This is a genomic window from Sphingobium aquiterrae (assembly GCF_037154135.1).
In the GTDB taxonomy this organism is placed as follows: Bacteria; Pseudomonadota; Alphaproteobacteria; order Sphingomonadales; family Sphingomonadaceae; genus Sphingobium; species Sphingobium aquiterrae.
On sequence record NZ_JBANFL010000021.1, the window covers coordinates 61,884 to 81,772 of the forward strand.

A 19,889-nucleotide genomic window follows, 5' to 3' on the forward strand; every position below is an offset into this window, starting at 1 on the left:
GACAACGTTATTTTGGAGATTTAAAATGGCCGTAAACCCCTTCAACATAGACGCTCTTAATGGCTTAGACTTTGATGAAGATGTTATACGTAAAGTTATAGTTCCAACTATGGATCAAAATTCATCAGGTGGATACGATATTCATTTTAGGGATCCCTCTGGACCTTCGCAAATAGTTGGAAAGATAGAAGTTGTAAACGGAGATTATACGGGGTCCAGCTTTGGTTCTCAAGAAGGTTTTCAAATTTATTACTTTCCAACCTTTGGAGCGATAAAGTTTGACGGCAATGAAAAAACTTACTGGGTGCATGGGTTTACAGAGAACGGATTGTTGCTTTCCGAAAAGCAAGTGCTGCTCTCCTTTGCGCCAGAAGGTCAACCGATAACTGGTTCATATGGTGTTATGAATGCAGATTTCTACGCGGCAAATACATTCATCTTCGGGAGTTACGGCGTTGTTTCGCAGTTTGAAACGGGTAGTTCCAATGCTGTACCGGCGAGTGCCGTCTTCAACAACGACACCAGCAAATTTGCTCCGCCCGTGATATGTTTCGCGGAGGCGACCGGGATCAACACTCCGGCCGGCCGCGTCACGGTCGAGCAGCTGAATGTCGGCGATCTGGTGTTCACGGCCTCGGGCGAGGCGCGCACCATCAAGTGGATCGGTGAACTCGCTGCCCGCCCGGCACGCCATCCGCGCCCGAACGAAGTCAACCCGGTCCGCATCTGCGCCGGCGCCTTTGGCCCTGGCCTGCCGGAGCGCGATGTGCGCCTGTCGCCCGGCCATGCCGTCTATGTCGACGGCGTGCTGGTTCCGGTCGGCCAGCTCATCAACGGCGCGACCATCGTGCAGGACGCTGTCGAGAGTGTGCGCTATTTCCATATCGAGCTCGACAGCCATGACGTGATCGTCGCCGAGGGCCTGCCCTGCGAGTCCTATCTCGACGACGGCAATCGGCGCTCGTTCATCAACAATGGCGAGAGCATCGAACTGCACGGCCGCCTCGATCCCAAGAGCTGGGACGATGCCTGCGCGCCGATGGTGATGGACGGACCCCAGCTGACCACGATCCAGCAGCGCCTGTTCGCCTACGCGGAAGATCTGGGCTGGATGCGCAGCGAAGTCGCCGACCTGGTGATCGAGGCCGATGGCGTCACGATCCTGCCCGAGCAGGAGGGTAGCTTCCGCTTCCAGGTGCCGGCCGCTGAACGCGTGGTGCTGCGCTCGGCCAGCGGGGTGCTCGCTCATATCATGCCGGGCATGGCCGATCGCCGCTGCCTTGGCGTCGCCATCTCGGCCTTGCGGATTGACGGTGAGGCGGTCGCTCTCGATGCCGATCTTTTCGGTGTCGGTTTCCATATCACCGAGAACCATGGCGACACCGCCTGGCGCTGGAGTGATGGAGAGAGCGTGATCGATCTTGCCGGCCGCGGCGCCTGCTCGATCGAAATCGAGCTCGCCATGGTCGCGCCTACCTGGCGGCGCGAAGCCGTCGCCCTGCGCGTCGCGGCCTGACCTGTTAACTGGTCCGGGCCTGTGCGGGTCCGGACCGGCTCTCTTTTGCGGAAGCGCGGCCTTGCTCGATACCATCGATACGACTGTAGCTCCCGATGCCGTCATCATGGCCCCCGAGGCCTGTCCCTGCGGCTCGGGGTTGTTGCGCATGCACTGCTGCGGGATCGATCCCCGGCAGGTGGTCCGCGAACTGCCCGAGGACGAGGCGGACAAGGCGGATGTGCTAGAAGCGGCACGCAAGCGGCACGACCGAGAAGGGCTGCGAGCGGCCGCGCTTGCGATCCTGGCCCTCGCGCCCGGCCACAAGGAGGCGTTGCAGGCGCTCTTCGATCTGCTACAGAAGGACGAGAGCTGGGATGCGGCCAGCGCGGTGGTCGATCGGCTGGCGCGTATCCATCTCAACGATCCCGTCGCCCGGATGATCGCCGCGCAGTATTTTCTGGCGCGCCAAGACATGCTGCGCGCGCAGTTCCACGCCCGGATTATGGTGAGGCTCGCGCCGGAAGCGCTGATCTCGCACATGATCATCGGCCGGGCTTTCCTCACCTCGAACAATGGCAAGGCGGCCGAGCATCACTTCCGAATCGCGCTAAACCTGCCTGTACCGCGCGGACCCGACGTACCGCGTCGCGACATCGAGGCCAGCCTTGCGGTCGCCCTGCGCGACCAGGGCCGGATTGATGAAGCGCGTGCGCTGTTCGAGAGGCTTGCGGAAAGCTCCACCGATCCGAACCTGCTGCTGGCATGGGCGAAGCTCGAAGAGTCCGATCGCAAGTTCGAGGCGGCGTTAGCTTTGCTCGATCGGGCCGAAGCGATGACGCCGGGCCATCCGCAGCTTCCGATCGCGCGCGCGACATTGTTCCGCCGCACCCGCGACAATGACCGGGCCCTTGCCCTGCTCGACGCGGACGAAGGGGGAACTGGTTCCTCTGGCGGCTTGCAGGAGAAAGGCCAGATCCTTGACAGCATGGGCCGCTACGATGAGGCGTTCGCGACATTCGCCGCGTTCAAGGCCAGACAGAGAGAAGTGCTCGGACATGGCTATCAGGCCGAGCATGCCGCCAGACTGGTCGCGGACCTGCGGGCGTTCTTCACCGAGGGACGCTCGCGCCTGCTGCCGCGTGCGAGCGTGCGTGAGGATCATGCCCAGCCGATCTTCATTATTGGCTTCCCGCGCTCGGGCACGACGCTGGTCGAGCAGACGCTGAGCGCGCATCCCGACATCGCCGCCGGCGATGAACTGCCTATTATCCACCAGCTTGCTGACCGCGCGCAGAGTCTGCTCGGCAGCCTGCTCACCTATCCCAAGGCTCTCTCCGAAATGTGGCTCGGTGACCGGGCTGGCCAGGTCGACAGCCTGCGCGATCTCTATCTAAACGAAGCGGTGCGGTTCGGTGCGGTAGATCCGGCGAAACGTTGGTTCACCGATAAGATGCCGCTCAACGAGACTCACCTGGGGCTGATCCACATCCTTTTCCCCCGCTCACCGATCGTGCATCTGGTGCGCCATCCGCTCGACGTAGTGCTATCGGTGTTCTCGAATGGCCTGACTCACGGGTTCCACTGCGCCTATGCCCTGGAGTCGGCGGCGACCCATTACGCCCTAATCGCCGATCTCATCGCCGATTACCGCGCCGCGCTGCCGCTGAATTATCATGCCGTGCGCTATGAGGATCTGGTCGCCGACCAGGAAAATCAGGTCCGCGACTTGCTCGGATTCATCGGTGCACCTTTCGACCCGGCCGTGCTAGCGTTTCACGAGAACGCCCGTTACGCCCGTACCGCTAGCTACGCCCAGGTCACCGAGCCTCTCTACACCCACTCGGTCCACCGCTATCGTAACTACCTGAAGCATATCGATCCTGTCATTCCGATCCTAGAACCCGCAATCGACCGGCTGGGCTACACCGTCGAAAGGTGAGTTGTAGCGATCCGACGGTTGATCGTTATGTTGTCAAGGTAGTGTCTGCGCTCCCGGCTTTTGAGCTTGCTGAAAGAATAACAGCCCCGGATTTCTCCGGGGCTGCCGAGTTTGGCGTATTTTTGTGGATCAGTTGCCCGTGACTTTGCAGTGGTCTGAGCTAGGCGAGGCGGCCTCGATCCAGAGTTTGCGAGCGCCCAAGGTTCCGCCGGCGTTCACAAGGAAGGTCTGGGTGATGGCGCGCTGCCAACTGCCCGGAACCGCCGCGATGTTCGACTTGGCAAGAAGGCCAGTTGCGTCGTCGGTGAACACAGTCGTCGGCGTACCCACATTGTACCCCAGCCACGTGACGATGCTCGGATAGTTGTTCGCCTTGTAGCAGGTGTTCAGCAGAATCTGGGTTGTTCCGGTGATGGGATATCCGAGAGCCGGATTTGCCAGACCCGTGGTTGGGGTCGGATAGAGCACACTATACCACGACAGCGGATCGCCGCGATCGCCGGCCGCTGTCGCGAGGTAGTCGCCATTGGAGTCAGACTGCGGCGGGAGCACCGTGCCAACTGCAGTAGTTCCGTTCGAGGCGCTCGGCAGGAGGAACGGGGACCCCAGCACCGGCCGCGAGACGGCTGCGGCAAACACCTTCTGCGAAGCGCCCTTGGCGTTGGCGATGAAGTCGGAGCCGATATAGCCGAGCTTGCCGTTCACACGATAGGAGGACGTGCCAATATCGGGATCAGCCTCGATCGCCTTGCTCACCGTGCTGCTGCCGTCCGCCAGTAGGAATAGGCCCGTGCCATTGCCCGTGGCAGACGTCGGCTGCGAGGCGGTGCCGCCGCTGACCGAGACGATTGTGAGGCTCGTCTTGTCGAAATACTGGTTTCCGACCGAGTTGATGGTACCGGCGAAGGTACCCGCAGCAGGAGTCGACGTGAGAGGCTTGTACGGAGTGTCGGATCGGGCCGGGGTGAAATCAGGCGCAGTACCAGGAGTATAGTCGAAGGGCAGCGCTTCGGAGTTGACATCATACTTGTTGTTGGCGGCACCTAGAGGGGTGTCGCACTGCGCCTTCAACGCACGAGTGAAAATGTCGGTCGTGCCAGACTTGTCAAGGCGACCCACCAGGCGGATCGGAACGCCCTGCGTAGAACTGTTGTCTACCGTACCCCAGTTCGGGTCGGCCGGATCCTTGAGCGATACGCCGCCGTTGGCGGTAGTAAGCGCACTGTTATTCCAGTTTTTAATGTCACCGTTGAAGATGCCGCAATAAAGATCACGGCTCAGACGCAGGCCACCGACAACTTTGGCCGCGCCAGTGACGGCATCCGGAAGCGACTGCGGATTCTGGACGTTGAAGCGATATTCGACGCCCGACGTCGGGTTCTTAGCGTAGACCGGGTTATACGCAAAGGCCACTGGCAGCACGAACTTCGGCAAGAAGACGCCAGCACCGGCAAACGGCTTGACGTTCGTATTGTAGGTGGTGACGTCGCTCGACGAAATCGTTGAGTCCGAGAACGCATACTGGACGGTATTCCAGGTCGGCTTTGCAGGCACCTGCGGAGTGTTGCTGCGCCAAGCCGCCTTGCCGGTGCCCGAGCCAGTGGCCACGTACTCAGCATCGAAGTTGGGCCTGTTGGTCTTGAGCCAGCTGATTTCATCGTTCACGACGTTCGTGACTGAGCTGGCGCCAGCGCCGTTCAGTTGGTTAACGCCATCGTTCGGTCCGGGCGTGGGGAGGGTCTGTGCCATTGCACCAGAGGCGAGCGCCATGCTGGCGACGGACGCCAGGAAGAGCGCGGAATTGATACGCTTCATTGTATTTCTCCTACATTCGGTTTGAAACAAAAACGTACAGTCTTCAGCGCGCAGATCATCGTTCACCAACCCGAAGATCGGCGCGCCTGATCCTTGCAAATTCCCGGTCACGCAAAGTCCCGACCGCCACATCGTAAGATATGGCGCGGACCCTCGTTCTACACGCAGCGCCAGCAGACATCGTCGCGAGGACTCATATCCACCCGCCGTTACCCGAATAGTCGGGTCACACGTCCGACAATAACAATCGGACTATCAAGTTTGCCGGAATGCGACTCGATCACTATCCGACAATCAAAATCTATCGAGTCTAAATGACAGTTTTGTTATGAATGGCTTGGACTCTCGCAAATCGCGTCAGTTTATTTTATCCATTTCGGTTGGACATTTTAAACATGACGGGATGAGTGGAGTTTTGATTGCAACTATATTGTAGCAATGCGAAGATATAGCTTATATCCAGTTAGTTCTCTTGGATATTTTCTTTCCCTTACGCAGGGGCCGTCACAGGAGGCATGAGCAGGGGTAGCATGTTCCGCGCGTCAAATATTGCACGATCCTGGCATAAAGTTCGGGAAGCGCCGGTAACGGACGAGGATGGCCTGGATGCCGCGAATCCTAATGGATTCGAGGAGATGCTACGCGCGCGGGCGTTGCTTGCAGACGAGAGCTTGCAGCGCGCGCTCCTCATTCACGCCGAGACCGACGAACGGCTCGATGCCGTCGTTACCCGACTCGGCCTGCTTTCTGAGGACCGAATCGCAGCCGAAATGTCTGCGCATACCGGTCTTCCGGTGATCGAGGGGGCTGCCTTACCTTCATCCGCTGTCGAAGGCCCCGGGCTCTCCCTCGATTTCCTGCGCGAAACGCGGGCGATCCCCATCTACGCCGATGAAACAAAAGTCCGCATCGCTGTAAGCGATCCCTTTGATCCGTTCCCGGAGCAGGCGTTCCAGTTCATGTTCGGGGGAAGGGCGGTCGAACGCCTGATCGCAAGGGCCAGCGACATCGACGCTGCGATCGAGCGGCTCTACCACGGGCCCGCGCAAGCTGCCGAAGAGGGTGAAGGCGAGATCGACAGCGACGATCTCGAGAGGTTGAAAGACCTCGTCAGCGACGCGCCTGTGATCCGCGCAGTCAACCGACTGATCGCGCGCGCGTCGGACGAGCGAGCGTCCGACATACATATAGAGCCGAGCGATGATGGGTTGATCGTTCGCTTCCGCGTGGATGGCATGCTGAGGCAGGCGACGAAGCTTCCACTCGCGATGCGGGCCCCACTGGTCTCTCGCATCAAGGTGATGGCGAGCCTCAACATCGCCGAGCGCCGCCTACCACAGGACGGCCGATTGCGTATCTCGGTTCGCGGCCATGAAATCGATCTACGCGTCGCGACCTCACCGTCTATCCACGGCGAAAGTGTGGTCATGCGCATCCTTGACCGCTCACGCCTTGCACTTGATTTTACCTCACTGGGGTTCGACCCGGAACTCACCGCGAGGATGCGCGAGGCCATCGGCCGCCCGCATGGCATCGTCCTCGTCACCGGGCCGACCGGCAGCGGCAAGACGACCACGCTTTACGCGGCGCTTTCCGAACTCAACGCGGATTACCGCAAGCTGCTCACCGTCGAAGACCCCATCGAATACCGGCTGCCAGGGGTCATCCAGACCCAGGTCAATCCCGCCATCAGCTTTACGTTCAGCACTGCGCTCCGCTCTTTCCTCCGGCAAGACCCCGACGTCATGATGGTGGGCGAGATTCGTGACACGGAAACCGCGCAGATTGCAGTCCAGGCGGCGCTCACCGGGCATATGATCCTCTCCACGCTGCATACCAACACTGCGGCAGGCGCGATCTCTCGCCTTCTGGACATGGGTGTCGAGCCGTTTCTCCTCGGATCGGTCCTGACCGGCATCCTGGCGCAGCGCCTCGTGCGGCGGCTATGTGTCGAGTGCAGACGGCCTTATGGTCCTGATGACGAGATTCCCCCTGTACTGGCTCCGTTGCTAGGTTCCGTCGAACCAGCCCAATTCTTTCATGCGCATGGATGCGATCGATGCGGCGGCAGCGGCTATTCCGGACGGGTCGCGGTACTGGAGTTCCTTCGCGTCGATGCTGCCATCTCGCGCTTGATTCTGCACAGCGCTGACACTCCCGAGATCCAGGCTGCGGGGGAAGCCGGGGGAATGCGCAGCCTTGTTGCTGATGGCGTTGCCAAGGCGGCAGCAGGCCTCACGACACTTGAAGAAGTGATGCGTGTCGGGAGCGGGGACGGCTGATGGCGACTTACCATTACCGGGCCGTCAAAAGCGACGGTTCGAGCCTTTCAGGCGAGCTCGAAGCCAGCGATCGCCGCGATGCCGCGGCTGCGTTGCGTCGTAATGGCGCCCGCCCACTCGAACTTGTGGTTGTTCCGGCTACGGAGACCGCTAAGCGGACAAAAGCGCGGGGCAAAGGGCGCCAGGCCGCTGCGATCAGTGTCGGTGAACTGGCGGTACTCCTCGAAGCCGGCCTCCAACTCGACCGCGCGCTATCGTTGGCCGTTGAAAACGTCGAGGACAAGGACGTTGCCGTCCATCTCGCCGACATACTCCGCGATGTACGCGAGGGCGCGCCGCTCTCGCGCGCCATGGCGCAGAAACCGGAACTGTTCTCGCCGACCGCAGTCGCGATGGCGGAAGCGGGCGAGGCGAACGGCCGGCTTGGGGAAGCACTGACACGCTTGGCGAGTGCCCTCGAACAGGAAGCCGAGTTGCGGCGTCTGGTCACCTCATCGATGATCTACCCGATCGCCCTCATCGTGATTGCGGTTGGCGTCGTCCTCCTGATGCTCCTCTTCGTCGTTCCGCAGTTCGAGCGCATGTTCACCAGCACTTCGCAGAAGCTGCCGACGGCAACGGTAGTCGTTATGACGGCTAGCCAGATGCTTCGCCATTATGGGCTCGCGATGCTCGCGGTTCTCGGCGCGACAATCTTTGCCGGAGCGCTTGCCCTTCGCCAGCCCGCGGTGCGTTTCGCACGCGACCGCTTGGCGCTTCGAATGCCGCTGTTGGGCGAGCTTATTCGCCGCATCGAGACCGCCAGGTTCGCGCGCACGCTGGGCGCGCTAATTGAAGGCGAAGTCGGTCTTCCCGCAGCCTTGGCGCTCTCACAACGCACATTGACCAACCAGGTTCTGGCAGGAGCGATCGGCAAAGTCGCAGACGGCGTCAAAGAGGGCGGGGGACTTACAGCCCCACTAGCCGCGTCTGGCGTCTTGCCTAAGCTTGCAATCGGCTTTCTGCGAACAGGCGAGGAAACCTCACAGCTCGGCATGATGTTGACCCGCCTTGCCGACGTTCTCGACCGAGACGTTCGCACACGTCTCCAACGCATCATCGGGATACTCACACCTGTCATCACGGTCCTGCTCGGCGTGACCGTGGCGAGCATCATTGCCTCCATCATGTCCGCGATCCTCGGATTCAACGACGTAGCGCTGTCTTCATGAAGGGAGAAACAGAATGAGAAAACGATCCGGAAAAGACGCTGGGCAGGAAGCCGGATTTACACTCCTCGAGCTTCTTGTCGTTCTGGCGATCCTAGGCCTCCTAGCGGCGATCGTCGGCCCGCAGGTCATCAAGTATCTCGACAGTTCCAAGTCCAAGACCGCACAGGTCCAGGCGAAGAACGTCGTCGCAGCGCTCAATCTCTTCAAACTCGACGCCTCGCGCTATCCAACCGAGCAAGAGGGCCTTGAAGCGCTGGTGAAGGCTCCTCAGAATCTTCCGAGCTGGAACGGGCCTTATCTCCCCGAGCAGTCTGCCATCACCGATCCGTGGGGACGCCCCTATTTGCTGCGGATTCCCGGCGAGCATGGCGAGGTCGATGTCTACAGCCTCGGCTCCGACGGCAAACCTGGCGGCACCGGGGAGGCCAAGGATGTGGGCAGTTGGTGATACGAGGGCTCACTCTCACCCCGACGCGGGGTTCACGCTTCTTGAGGCTCTGGTCATTCTGGCGATCCTTGGACTTGCTGCAGGAATCGCGTTTCCCGCAGTAGGGGCTGCCTTGCGCTACCAGGAGTTTCTGGATGGGGCGACCCGCTTCGAGACAGCGCTTCGTAGCGCGCGAGCGGACGCGATGCGTCGCGGCATCACCGTTCGTTTTGCAATATCTTCTGACCAGCGGGATTTTGCTGCTGGTGCAGTCGTGGATCGTCTGCCTGCACGGTTACGCGGAACCCCTCGCGCCGGCGGCGTCACCTTCTACCCCGATGGGACTGCGAGCGGTGGCGAAGTTGCGGTTGCCGATGGCGTCAGAGTTCGGCGCTGGAGAGTACGTCCCACCACCGGCCTCATCGAGCGGATATCATGAAGGTGGCGCCCTCTGAAGCCGGTTTCAGCCTCGTCGAGACGCTGGTCTCCCTCGCTGTCATCGCCGGCATGTCCGCCATGCTGTTCGATTCGGTTTCCACGCATGCGCTTGCAGGCAACCGAACCGCCCAGAAACGCGAAGCCGTCCTGCTTGCACGTTCCCTCCTAGCACATGCCAGTATCACCTCAGGACCAGGCGAGCTGCCGGAAAGCGGACACCAGGGTGATCTTGCATGGCGTTACACCCACCACACTGTGCGCAGCGAAGCCCGTGATAGCGCGGCTGCCCTTCAGCAGGTGCGGATCGACGTTCTGGACCGCAACACGGGGCGCCAGCTCGTCCGGGTCGAAACTCTGCGATTGGATCAGTGATCAATGGCTGAGTGGCGCTACATTGACGATCATCAATTCGAGCGGGAAGGCGGCTTCACGCTTATCGAACTTCTCGTCAGCCTGGCGCTGATGGGTTTGGCCGCGACTCTCCTGCTGCAGGGCCTAACGACCGCCGGCATCCTCGCCGGGCGCGGCCGCGCGACGATCAACGCTGTCGACGAAGTTGTTGCCGCACAAAACCTCCTACGCAGCGCCGTCGAACGCCTTCGCCCGATCACGCGGTCGGATTCTGCCATACCAATCGTGGAATTGCGCGGCACAGCCGGCGTGCTGACATTCGTCGGACCACCGTTCGATCGGGAAGGGGCGGACGCTCTTCAGCGATTTCGCCTCACGCGCACCGCAAATGGGGATCTCGTCCTCTACAGTGCCCACTCACGTAAGATGGGCATCGACAGGAGCGGAACAGACCTCGTGGGCTGGACCCCGAACCGGCTGCTCACCGGTGTGCGCAATCTTTCCATCAGCTATCTTGGGCCTCCCGAACCCGGCGCGCCTCGTGCTTGGCAAGATCGCTGGTGGGACCGCTCGACCACGCCTGAACTCATTCGCGTCCGGGTTGTCTTTGCCGAGACCGATCGCCGTATCTGGCCCGACCTCGTCATCCGTCCCCGATCAACCAGCTACGGTTCGTGCAGGATCGATGCGTTTACTGGAAAATGTGGGGAGGAACGATGAACTCCAAGCGAATCCTCAATGCAGATATGGCAACCATCGGACGCTGGATCGCGAGCGGCATCCGCTGGTGGGTTGCGGAACTCGAGCAATTGCTCCCTGCAAGGCTTCGCCATGCCCGCTCCGATGGCTTGGGTCACTACCGATTTGCCGATGGTGCCCTGACTCCAGTCGCCGATGGCAAAAAGGGTGCCAGCACTGGTCCTCATCCCGGTGAGCGTGTCGCGGTGATCGTTTCGCGCAGCGAGAGTCTTGCCCGTGTAATCGAACGGCCGTCGCTGAACGATCGGGATTTGCAGCGAATGGCATCGTTCGAGGGTGATGGCTTGTTACCGTTCCCGAGCGGAACCACGATCATCGCCGCACGGAGGGTTGGATCAACGGCAGATCCGGCAAAAATGCGCGTCGAGATCGCCGGCCTGCCGCTCGAAACAGCTCGAAGAATTGCGGAGACGATTGCCGACGCCAAAGTGGTTGCCGTTCGCATTTTCGTTGAGAATAACCGGACGGCCGCGTCGCCCCTCGATTTCGCACCGGCGATGCACGAAGCTGGCCTGATCGCGCGTCCCCGAAGCGCAACGCCTCTGGTTTGGGCGGTCGTGGCTTGCTTCGTGGTCCTCAATACCGGTCTGTTCATCTGGAAGGATGTCCGCTCTGTCGAGCGACTTGAACAGGTCGTGCAAGAGCAACAGCCAGCCGTCACCGTCGCTAAGACGATCACGCGCAGGACTGGTCAAGACGAGACGCTGGTAGCCCGCTCGCTCGCCAAACGACGTGACCATGATGCCATCGGGGGACTAGCCGCCATCAGTGAAGCAATACCCCAAGGTGCTTGGCTCCAGCGCTATGTTTGGGATGGAACGTCCGTGAAAATCACTGGCTATAAGCCGCCGCGCACTGACATCGCCGGCGAACTGCGCCGGTCCGGTGCTTTTGCTGACGTGCGCGCAATGAACGACGAAATCCAGGCGGAGGTGCCCGCCGGAGAGCCATTCGATATCGGGGCGAGGATTGCCCGCCGATGATGATCCGTCCAACTTCTCCCCGCGAGCGCAGGCTCGTAGCCCTGCTTATCCTCGTAGCGCTTATTGCGGTGCTCTGGTTCGCGATCGTCGCGCCAATCGCCGCTGGATTCTCAACGAGGGCACAGCAGCGCGAACAACTGAACCTGAGCTATCTCCACAATCAACGCACGATCGCATCGGTCCCCCGATTGCGCCGTCAAGCCGAAGACGCCCGACGAAACATAGAGGCCTATGTAATCGGCGCGGCAAACGCGGAAGCGGGGCGGGAGCAGCTTAAGTCGCGGGCTCAGCGCATTGTCGAACGGAGCGGCGGCGAAGTGCGCGGGGTCGGTGATGCAGAAGCGGAAGCGGGGTGGGCGCGCGCGAGCATCGCGGCGCGAATGAACCTCCCGCAACTCGTATCAACCCTCGATCAGCTCCAGAATAACCCTCCCTGGCTCATCGTGGAGACCGTTTCAGTCGATGCGAACGACGCTCTCGTCACCGGCCAATCTTCAACAATGGATGTTCAAATTGAAATCGCGATTCCTATCCGCGCTGCCCCCGCTCGATAAGACGGCACGGCTACCACTGCTGTTGTGCGCCTTGCTCGCGGCAGCCGTCGCGATTCAGCTAACAGACGCAGGCGATGTCGAACTGCCTCCCCCGGGCCCAGTCGGCCGCGGGGGATCCTCCCGCTCATCCAATGCAACGCCCGAACGTGCGGTAGGCGGTCAGGCAATCGTTGCTCGTTCAGTCTTCGCGCCCTCCGCAAGTGCGGCGTCCGGCGGCGCAAGCCAGATCGGCGATCGCAAGATCGTCGGCTCCATCCGGATCGGGCGCGCGACTTATGCCGTCGTTCAAGGCGGTGACGGCCGAACGACAAGCATCGCTGTGGGGGGGCGGATTGGTGATTGGCGTCTGCGCGCCGTGCGCGAGGGCGCGGTGCTGCTCGAACGCGGTGAAGAAAGGATCATTGTCCCATTCGGCGCGGGAGCCCCCCTGCCGGCGAATGCGGCTGCGAATGGGAGTCAAAGATGAACATCAAGCCAAATTTGCTTGCCGGGATCGCCCTGGTAACGCTCTCGCTCGGAGGTTGCGCCGCGACTCAGGCTCCGGTGCCGCTCCAAATGCCCACGCCACCCGCCATCGTCGCCGAGGCGGAACGGGCGGCGCCCCAAGTGCGCTCCACGATTGTTGACGGCGAAGGACCGATCCCTCAGCAAGGCTCCGCAGCGGCACCACGCCCTATCCGCGGCGGCAATGTGAGCCTCAATCTGCCTCAGGCGGACGTCCGCGCTGTCGCTTCGTCCGTGCAGCAAGTGACGGGCATCCCGATCGAGGTCGACGCCACCGTCAATGGGCAGGTCTCACTGGTGACGCCGGGATCTGTGGCGCGCTCGGAGATCATCGGTCTGTTTGAGACGGCCTTGCGATCCGCCCAACTCGCCCTGGTCCCAATAGGCAATGGCTTTTCGGTGCGAACGGAGACTGCGGCTAAGGCACCTGTCGCTCCCGATGCCATTGGCTTTGGAACGGAAGTAATCACGTTGCAGTTCATCAACGCCGAGGAAGTCCGCAAGGTCATCGACAGTGCGATCCCCGGTGTGGTGGCGGACATCGACCCCGCAGGCAACAGGATCACGATCGCTGGTACGACCGGCCAGCGCAGCAGCGCGCGGGATATGCTGAAGCAGTTCGACGTCAACTGGCTGCGGAACATGAGCTTTGGGCTCTATGTTCCGGAACGCACCGACGCCCGCCTTATCGTTCCCGAACTCGACAAACTCATCAACGCCGAAAATGCCCCCACCCGCGGCTTGGTCCGACTCATCACGATGGAACGGATCAACGGGATCCTCGCGGTCAGCGCCAACGGTCAATATCTGGAGGATGTCCGTCGCTGGGTCGAAATCCTCGATCGCGAGGGCGAAAATGCGGAGAAGCGCATTTTCGTGTACCGCGTTCTTCACGGCCGTGCCCGCGATCTCGCCCGGACACTCAACCAGGCGTACGGCAACAGCAGCGGCGGGGAGGGGGATCAATCCGACCCATTCGGGAGCAGCGATGAAGGCCGGACCCGTTCTGCAAGCGGTTCCTCACAGACACCGCGTCCTGCAGGAACTGAAGGATCCGCCGGTGGCGCCTCCACTTCGCGGGAAAGCGCGCGCGAGGGCGACAACCGCTCTGGTTCTTCTGGCGGCAGCGGCGGCAAGATCACGGCCGACGAAGTCAACAACGCGATCGTCGTGCATGGGACGCCCCGCGAATACGCCTTGATAGAGGATGCCCTCCGCAAACTCGACATTGCGCCGTTACAAGTCATGATCGAGGCCGCGATCACAGAAGTTACGCTGACCGATACCCTGCGCTACGGTGTTCAGTGGAACTGGGCGACGGGAGATAGCAATTTTCGCGTCACCGACGGGACATCGATGCCCACCGGCTCAAATCAGGCAGGCTTCAGCTATTTCCTCGCCGGCGGAAGCATCAGCGCCGCGCTTAACGCGCTCGAACAGCGCACCAATGTCCGCGTCGTTTCAGCACCCAAGCTTGTCACGCTCAACAACCAGACCGCCGCGCTGCAAGTCGGCGACCAGGTCCCGGTATCGACAGGCAGCGCTGTCAGCGTCGAAAACCCCAATGCGCCTATCGTCAACGCGATCGAGTATCGCGACACCGGTGTGATCCTTCGCGTCACGCCGCGCGTCAATGCAGGAAACACGGTCCTGCTCGACGTTTCGCAGGAAGTGAGCGACGTCAACCCCAACAGCGCTGCTGCCAACAGCAGCTCCGGTGCAGCGTCGCCCACGATCTCCACGCGCCGCATCTCAACCTCCGTCGCCGTTTTGGACGGACAGGTCATCGCGCTCGGCGGCCTCTTTCGGGATTCTCAAACGATCGGGAAAAATGGCATTCCGATCCTTTCCCGAATTCCCGTGCTCGGAGGTCTTTTCGGAAATCATGACAATCGTCAAAACCGCACCGAACTCATCGTTCTCCTGAAGCCTCAGGTCATTCGAACTCCGGACGATGGCCGCGCCGTCACCGAGGAACTGCGAGGAAAACTGCGGACGCTCGAGCCGTTTCGGACGCATGGCACCATCCCGTGAAGCAGGGTGAGGAAGGATATGCGCTGGTCGCGGCCGTCGCCAGCATCGCTGTGTTCGCGGCAATGGCCCTGACAATTCTCTCCGCGACACGGATGGGGATCGACGACGTCGCGGCCGAGCATGATCAACTCCAGGCGGGGGCGGCTGCTGACGCTGGGGTCGCGCGCACCCTAAGCAATCTCCTCGCTACCGATGCGACCCAGCGCTGGCCGATCGATGGCCGGGAACAGCGCTTCTCCTTCAGGGACGCCCGCATCCGCGTCAAAATCGAGGATGAACGCGGAAAGGTTCCGATCGGACAGTTGGATGAAGCCATGGCGACCCGCCTCCTTGAAGAAGTCGGACTCCAGGGCGATCGCCTATTGATTGCACGGGATTCGCTTCTCGACTGGACCGATGGCGATGAAGAGGTGCGGCCATTCGGCGCCGAGAGCGTCTATTATGAGCGTGCGGGGATTCGCCCGGCCAACGGCTTCCTCGCGTCGATCGAGGAATTGGGTAGCATTAGGGGATTTGACACGCAGCTCGTCGAGCGTATCCGCCCGATCGCCACCGCCTATACCGCGCGCGCAGCCTTCGATACGAAATTCGCCGATCCGCGCGCCCTTGCGGTTATGGAAAAGGGAGGTCAGGTCGGGAGTCCAGTCGCCATCGACCGGGCACGAGAACGGGATGGACAACGGACTGCGCTCGCCTTTTCCGACGCCACGGACGTTGCTGGCCGACCGCTCACGATCATTGTCGAGGCCAAGCTACCGAACGGCGCCCGGGCCGTGCGCCGTGTCGTCGTGGAAATCACTGGCAGAAAAGACCGCCCCTATCTTGTCAGGGCGTCAAACTGAGTGAAACGGCATTATTGCCGCCGACTGATCAGGGGCCTTTTGCAAGCAGATAGGCGCGCGAGATCTGATCACGGCGCATTGGGCGCGCCAAACGCCTTGCGTGCTGCCTTCATCGATAGGAACAAGCGCGTCGTCGATTGACCAAGCGGCTCAAACCCATAGCGGCCGTAAAAGGCGCTGGCGTTGTCATCGATAGGATCAACAACCATCATGCGCCCGGCGGCCTCGATCGCGCAGAGACGCGCCATCGCATCGACCAATAGAACTTCGCCCAGCCTCTTGCCTTTCATCGAAACGTCCCGGGCGAGCCGTCCGATCAGAAAGGCAGGAATCCGATCGTAACCGGGTAGCCCTTTCTTCTGACGAGATGATAACTCACTTTCCAGCACGGCATGCGCTGAGATGGTGTAGTAGCCGAGAACTTTGGTAGAGCCCGGTTCGACCGCCACAAAACAGGCGGCAATGTCGCTGCGCTCGTTCTGGCCTGCGAATTTCTGCAGATAGTGGGTGAGCGAGGGCTGCTCGCAGGTGAACATGCTTCGATCATGGTCTCCAGATAACCGCTCAATCTGGATTCTGATCTCGTTGCTCACACATGACCTGTGATCGCACGGTGACGGGCCACCGCCGCGGCCAGCGCGGAATTGGGTTCCCGCTCGCCATCGATTGCGCGCATCACCTCGGCGAACTCATCTCGGTTGAGGCGTGTCACCTCGGCATCGTCCATGGCGCGCTGCGCGGCATCCTGAACCGCTGCAGTGACGAAGGCTGCTACCGTCTGTCCACGTAGGGCGGCTGCCTGGCTCACACGGTTATGCAATGAAGGTGGCACCCGCACTTCAAGCCGTTCCGAGCGGCGCTCCTGAGAATTGGTGACCACAGCGATACTCCTTCGGCATTTATGTACGGCAATATACCGACAAATGCAACGCCGATGTGCTGTTGACACCCGACTGCATCGCCGTTGGAGGATATCGGGGGGCATCGGAAGGTGTAGCCATTTTTATGGACTACCGTAGTGGCCCTGAATGCCGACATAGCTGCAAAAGCTCATTTCTCGCAAAACGACCGCTCAGCTACAGATTTAAGGCTCACGGCCCGCCAATGCATCCGGGCCGAGTCCCCATGGGGCGAAAACGGCGGGTTCTGCCTTTGGCGTTTGAGAATTCGGAGACGAGTTGCGCGAGGACATCGTGGTAAGGGGCGCGTCCACGAGGTTGACGCGGCCATATGGGGCAGGTTTTCCTGGCGTATGATAGAAGATGTGAGCCCCAATCTGGGTTACACGGGTGAGCGTCGGCGCCCAATAGGGGCTGACATAGTTGGCGTGATAGTGTGTCGCGCCGGGCGCACGCGCAGGTATGCGATTTGCCAGCGCGTCCTCGGCGACCAGTCTGGCTTCGGCCATGACGCGTTCAGGCAATCTGCGCCTTAGCGAGCCGTCACACGTAAAGCTGAACTGGCATCCGGTGCGGCGGGTCGATCCTTCAAAGACAACGTCGCAAACGGTTCCTTGGAATGATCCGCTTCTCAGGCGATTCAGCACCACCTCTGCGATCGCTTGCTTCCCTTCCAGACTCTCGTAGCCCGCTTCGTAGGCTACAGCGAGAGTAAGACACTCCGATGCTCGGGAATAGTCCTCCATCGATGGCGGAATCTGAAGTTGGGCATGAATCGGGTTACTGCTTACAAGTGCAGCCCCTCCGGCAATGGCACCAATGATAGTTCTGATCGACTGTGCGCTGGTGCTTGAGTTTCGTTGCCAACATCCAACATTTCGTGACCTTGCATTGGCGATCCGGATGGTCTTACAGATCACGGCATGTCCATCCTTCGTAGTAATTATACATAATAAGTAATGAGTTATTATAAATTCACATTAAAAAGCGAATCAATGATTCACAATTTTTGGTTTTATCTTTCGATAATGCCAATTATACAGATATGATTCAAATACAAATCTATATATTGATGAATTTATATTTATGATGTCATGGATATGAAAAGATTTAACGATATTGACCTTGAGTAATGTTCCACGGAATTGCGGATCAAGCGACGACAAAACGATGAAATTTGCACAATCCTGGCATAAAATTATCTCCATTCCGGCTGCGAACAGCGGCCGCTTCCGTCATGACTGACCTTGGGAGCAAGAAAATGATCCTTAAACTGGGCGCAATCGCAGCCGTGTCCGCTCTCGGGCTATCCGTTTATGCATTCCAGTCAGCGCCGGAAGTCGGGTCTGGTGCGGCGTCAGCCGTCGTCCCGGCTACAATCCCGACGGGTGTCGACGCCAAAGCGTCCAAGATGATCCCGGCGCGATTGCTCGATTGCAGCCTCGGCAGGATTTCAAATTTCGATACCCAGCGAGAGCAGGATCCATCGGAATACACCTATTCCAGCCGCCACAAGTTCAGCCTGTTCCTGCCCGAAACGCCGGTCCGCACCGCACCGCCACCCGAAGCGACCGCGCCACCGGAGCCAGTTGATCCTCAGACCAGGATCGTTGCAGATCCCGATGGTATTGCGCGCGACGCAGAAGCTCATGCCTTTGATCGCGTCGTCGATTTCTGGCCGCAGCGCGTAGAAATGACCAAGCCAATCAGTGAGGTCGCGGTGAAACTGGTCGTCATCGACGGCATTGCTCCAAACCAATCCACTGCAACCATGTTTCTCACCAGCGCCAACGACGCCGTCACCTTCGACCTCAAGAACCTCTACTATGGCCAATGCGGCGTAAAGCTCGGCAATCAGGCTCAGGCTGCGGCCTCCGCAGCGCTATAGGCCAAAGAGAACACGAGCTGCCCTTCACTCGCGGTAGAAGTTGCTGCGCCAAAATTTGCACTTTGATAACGTGCCGGGCATGCCCCGGCAGGATGCCCTTTCAGGCGAATGGCATGGCGGCAGCCGGCCTCGTGGGGGCTAGGGAAGAGGGGCCGCCCTTCTGGTGGGAAGGAGCTCATGCTTGCAGGTTTCCCGCGCATCCGCCTCTTCCATAGCGCGGCAGGAGTGTCATTCAATAAACTGATATTGAACGACAAATATTAATTTTCATCCTGCGCTTGCCAGTTCTCGGCGCCGAAGTGTCTCTCATAATAGAAGCATGTGCGGATCGAAATTTCCACGTACTGTGCCCGCTGAAGCTGGAAAATGAGGCCCGGCTAACCAGGCCTCGGGGCATGGATTTGGAGATCGGTCGCCCATTGCATCTACAGGAGATGACGATGGACGAGACAGGCATTGACCTTGATGTGCTTTCGGTTTCCAATGTCGGGGCGGCGCTTCCCAGCAGCGCTGCGCGCCTCGCGCCTTGGCAGGTCAAACTTGCCAAGAAGGGCATGGCGGAACAAATCGCCACCGGAATGCGGATCGCAGACATCGCGGTGCACCTCGACCTTTCCGTGACGCATTTTTCAAAAGCCTTTCGCAACTCCGTCGGTGTTGCGCCCTATCGTTGGTTCTTGAACGCCAAGATTGCCCATGCTCTCCATTTGCTTGCAGAAACCCGCTGGTCCCTGGCCGAGATTGCCAACGCATGCGGCTTTTCCTCTCAAGGCCATTTCTCCAAATCCTTTTCGGACATTACCGGGATCAGCCCAACTCAATGGCGCCGTCGGCACCGCGAAGCTTCCCTACAGCCGCGTGCCGGCCAGACGGTCAAGGTCATCCATGAGATGTGATGCTATGCCGTTCATCGTTCCCTGGATTTTACGCCGGGGGTACTTCCTCCGACGTTGATACTGGGGCAGCGATAGCTCATGGCGGCAGATAATGAGCCTGGTCGCGCATGGCTTGCTGGCTGCGAGGCAGTGGATCGGCCCCTGCTGTATCAGTTGACCATATACCGGTCCCAGAGCGCGCCAACTTCATGCGCCATCGGATCGATGCGATCGCTCAGTCCTTCAGGCGAGCACATGCCGAAATTCCTTTTGCCAGAATGGGCGTGTCAACGTGTCTACTGAATAGAGGCTGGCGCACGCGTTGCTCGGAATCGTCGTGACGATCGCTGCTGGCAAGGAGGGGCGCTCGCGTATCGAGGCTGATTGAGTTGCCGAATTCCCGTCCATCCTTTTTTTACAGGAGATGCTGATGGTTCATGGCGCTTTGCCGGCAGGCAAGAGTAGTTTGAGCGATGATGCTGACCGCCAGCCGGTAGATCAAGTGCTGAACAATGTAGCGCGGCAATTACGGTGGCCGGTTGGCGTCAATTATGATGGCCGGTAGGGGCCGCGCCGATTGGTGGGTTGTG

At 60.2% G+C, this 19,889-nt stretch carries 18 protein-coding genes; 14 read left to right on the plus strand and 4 right to left on the minus strand.

All coding sequences use genetic code 11. The features are described from left to right. The first annotated feature begins 25 nt into the window (after window positions 1-25). Both WFP78_RS19470 and WFP78_RS19475 read left to right on the plus strand, forming a co-directional pair. Window positions 26-1,516, plus strand: coding sequence for a Hint domain-containing protein (locus WFP78_RS19470; protein ID WP_275489305.1), 1,491 nt, complete (start codon window positions 26-28; stop codon window positions 1,514-1,516). A 61-nt stretch (window positions 1,517-1,577) separates the two neighbouring features. Further along, window positions 1,578-3,437: a sulfotransferase gene (locus WFP78_RS19475; RefSeq protein ID WP_275489304.1), complete on the plus strand. Its 1,860-nt coding sequence runs from the start codon at window positions 1,578-1,580 to the stop codon at window positions 3,435-3,437. Window positions 3,438-3,566: 129 nt separating this feature from the next. Here WFP78_RS19475 and WFP78_RS19480 read toward each other — a convergent pair whose 3' ends face one another. Beyond that, window positions 3,567-5,252 (minus strand): substrate-binding domain-containing protein, encoded by a 1,686-nt coding sequence (locus WFP78_RS19480; RefSeq protein WP_275489303.1) that lies wholly within the window; start codon window positions 5,250-5,252, stop codon window positions 3,567-3,569. A 530-nt stretch (window positions 5,253-5,782) separates the two neighbouring features. Between WFP78_RS19480 and WFP78_RS19485 the strand changes: the two genes are divergently transcribed. The 10 genes from WFP78_RS19485 (at window position 5,783) to WFP78_RS19525 (ending at window position 15,637) form a co-directional block, all read left to right on the plus strand. Further along, window positions 5,783-7,534: a GspE/PulE family protein gene (locus WFP78_RS19485; protein WP_275489302.1), complete on the plus strand. Its 1,752-nt coding sequence runs from the start codon at window positions 5,783-5,785 to the stop codon at window positions 7,532-7,534. Continuing rightward, window positions 7,534-8,745 (plus strand): type II secretion system F family protein, encoded by a 1,212-nt coding sequence (locus WFP78_RS19490; protein ID WP_275489301.1) that lies wholly within the window; start codon window positions 7,534-7,536, stop codon window positions 8,743-8,745. Before WFP78_RS19485 ends, WFP78_RS19490 begins: the two co-directional genes overlap by 1 nt. Window positions 8,746-8,758: 13 nt before the next feature. Beyond that, window positions 8,759-9,193, plus strand: a complete 435-nt coding sequence (gspG, locus tag WFP78_RS19495; protein ID WP_275489300.1) for a type II secretion system major pseudopilin GspG — start codon at window positions 8,759-8,761, stop codon at window positions 9,191-9,193. Next, complete coding sequence (locus WFP78_RS23475) at window positions 9,177-9,611, plus strand: pilus assembly FimT family protein (RefSeq protein ID WP_419723002.1); 435 nt, start codon at window positions 9,177-9,179, stop codon at window positions 9,609-9,611. The genes gspG and WFP78_RS23475 overlap by 17 nt, the downstream gene beginning before the upstream one ends. After that, window positions 9,608-9,982, plus strand: a complete 375-nt coding sequence (locus tag WFP78_RS19500; protein ID WP_275489299.1) for a type IV pilus modification PilV family protein — start codon at window positions 9,608-9,610, stop codon at window positions 9,980-9,982. The genes WFP78_RS23475 and WFP78_RS19500 overlap by 4 nt, the downstream gene beginning before the upstream one ends. 3 nt (window positions 9,983-9,985) lie before the next feature. Then, window positions 9,986-10,681: a prepilin-type N-terminal cleavage/methylation domain-containing protein gene (locus tag WFP78_RS19505; RefSeq protein ID WP_275489298.1), complete on the plus strand. Its 696-nt coding sequence runs from the start codon at window positions 9,986-9,988 to the stop codon at window positions 10,679-10,681. Continuing rightward, on the plus strand, window positions 10,678-11,703 hold the full coding sequence (locus WFP78_RS19510) for a PilN domain-containing protein (protein ID WP_275489297.1): 1,026 nt from the start codon (window positions 10,678-10,680) through the stop codon (window positions 11,701-11,703). Before WFP78_RS19505 ends, WFP78_RS19510 begins: the two co-directional genes overlap by 4 nt. After that, window positions 11,700-12,257 carry a type II secretion system protein GspM gene (gene gspM / locus WFP78_RS19515; protein WP_275489296.1) on the plus strand — a complete coding sequence of 186 codons (558 nt, stop codon included), beginning with the start codon at window positions 11,700-11,702 and terminating at the stop codon, window positions 12,255-12,257. The genes WFP78_RS19510 and gspM overlap by 4 nt, the downstream gene beginning before the upstream one ends. A 462-nt stretch (window positions 12,258-12,719) precedes the next feature. Next, window positions 12,720-14,795: a type II secretion system secretin GspD gene (gene gspD, locus WFP78_RS19520; RefSeq protein ID WP_004211608.1), complete on the plus strand. Its 2,076-nt coding sequence runs from the start codon at window positions 12,720-12,722 to the stop codon at window positions 14,793-14,795. Beyond that, complete coding sequence (locus WFP78_RS19525; protein ID WP_004211609.1) at window positions 14,792-15,637, plus strand: type II secretion system minor pseudopilin; 846 nt, start codon at window positions 14,792-14,794, stop codon at window positions 15,635-15,637. Before gspD ends, WFP78_RS19525 begins: the two co-directional genes overlap by 4 nt. A gap of 68 nt (window positions 15,638-15,705) precedes the next feature. On the opposite strand, the gene WFP78_RS19530 is transcribed toward WFP78_RS19525, so the two are convergent. From WFP78_RS19530 to WFP78_RS23480, 3 genes are all read right to left on the minus strand, one after another. Then, complete coding sequence (locus tag WFP78_RS19530) at window positions 15,706-16,230, minus strand: hypothetical protein (RefSeq protein WP_336965969.1); 525 nt, start codon at window positions 16,228-16,230, stop codon at window positions 15,706-15,708. Beyond that, a complete protein-coding gene (locus WFP78_RS19535; protein ID WP_004211612.1) occupies window positions 16,227-16,517 on the minus strand; it encodes a type II toxin-antitoxin system TacA family antitoxin in 291 nt (96 codons plus the stop codon). Before WFP78_RS19535 ends, WFP78_RS19530 begins: the two co-directional genes overlap by 4 nt. Window positions 16,518-16,721: 204 nt before the next feature. Further along, entirely contained in the window at window positions 16,722-17,282 is a 561-nt protein-coding gene (locus tag WFP78_RS23480; RefSeq protein WP_419723003.1) for a cell wall hydrolase, read from the minus strand. Window positions 17,283-17,797: 515 nt separating this feature from the next. Here WFP78_RS23480 and WFP78_RS19540 point away from each other — a divergent pair. Together WFP78_RS19540 and WFP78_RS19545 are read left to right on the plus strand one after the other, a co-directional pair. After that, window positions 17,798-18,424: a hypothetical protein gene (locus tag WFP78_RS19540; protein ID WP_004211616.1), complete on the plus strand. Its 627-nt coding sequence runs from the start codon at window positions 17,798-17,800 to the stop codon at window positions 18,422-18,424. Between the two features lie 395 nt (window positions 18,425-18,819). Next, the gene (locus WFP78_RS19545) at window positions 18,820-19,320 is read left to right on the plus strand and encodes a helix-turn-helix domain-containing protein (protein WP_051156916.1); all 501 of its coding nucleotides are present in this window, start codon (window positions 18,820-18,822) and stop codon (window positions 19,318-19,320) included. Window positions 19,321-19,889: the final 569 nt, after the last annotated feature.

Excerpts from the sequence above, each read along its gene's own strand:
- WFP78_RS19540 (WP_004211616.1), top strand. The coding sequence starts at position 17,798 with ATGATCCTTAAACTGGGCGCAATCGCAGCCGTGTCCGCTCTCGGGCTA.
- WFP78_RS19505 (WP_275489298.1), top strand. The coding sequence starts at position 9,986 with ATGGCTGAGTGGCGCTACATTGACGATCATCAATTCGAGCGGGAAGGC.
- gspM (WP_275489296.1), top strand. The coding sequence starts at position 11,700 with ATGATGATCCGTCCAACTTCTCCCCGCGAGCGCAGGCTCGTAGCCCTG.
- WFP78_RS19480 (WP_275489303.1), bottom strand. The coding sequence starts at position 5,252 with ATGAAGCGTATCAATTCCGCGCTCTTCCTGGCGTCCGTCGCCAGCATG.
- gspD (WP_004211608.1), top strand. The coding sequence starts at position 12,720 with ATGAACATCAAGCCAAATTTGCTTGCCGGGATCGCCCTGGTAACGCTC.
- WFP78_RS23480 (WP_419723003.1), bottom strand. The coding sequence starts at position 17,282 with ATGGAGGACTATTCCCGAGCATCGGAGTGTCTTACTCTCGCTGTAGCC.
- gspG (WP_275489300.1), top strand. The coding sequence starts at position 8,759 with ATGAGAAAACGATCCGGAAAAGACGCTGGGCAGGAAGCCGGATTTACA.
- WFP78_RS23475 (WP_419723002.1), top strand. The coding sequence starts at position 9,177 with ATGTGGGCAGTTGGTGATACGAGGGCTCACTCTCACCCCGACGCGGGG.
- WFP78_RS19545 (WP_051156916.1), top strand. The coding sequence starts at position 18,820 with ATGGATTTGGAGATCGGTCGCCCATTGCATCTACAGGAGATGACGATG.
- WFP78_RS19485 (WP_275489302.1), top strand. The coding sequence starts at position 5,783 with ATGTTCCGCGCGTCAAATATTGCACGATCCTGGCATAAAGTTCGGGAA.
- WFP78_RS19510 (WP_275489297.1), top strand. The coding sequence starts at position 10,678 with ATGAACTCCAAGCGAATCCTCAATGCAGATATGGCAACCATCGGACGC.
- WFP78_RS19470 (WP_275489305.1), top strand. The coding sequence starts at position 26 with ATGGCCGTAAACCCCTTCAACATAGACGCTCTTAATGGCTTAGACTTT.
- WFP78_RS19490 (WP_275489301.1), top strand. The coding sequence starts at position 7,534 with ATGGCGACTTACCATTACCGGGCCGTCAAAAGCGACGGTTCGAGCCTT.
- WFP78_RS19500 (WP_275489299.1), top strand. The coding sequence starts at position 9,608 with ATGAAGGTGGCGCCCTCTGAAGCCGGTTTCAGCCTCGTCGAGACGCTG.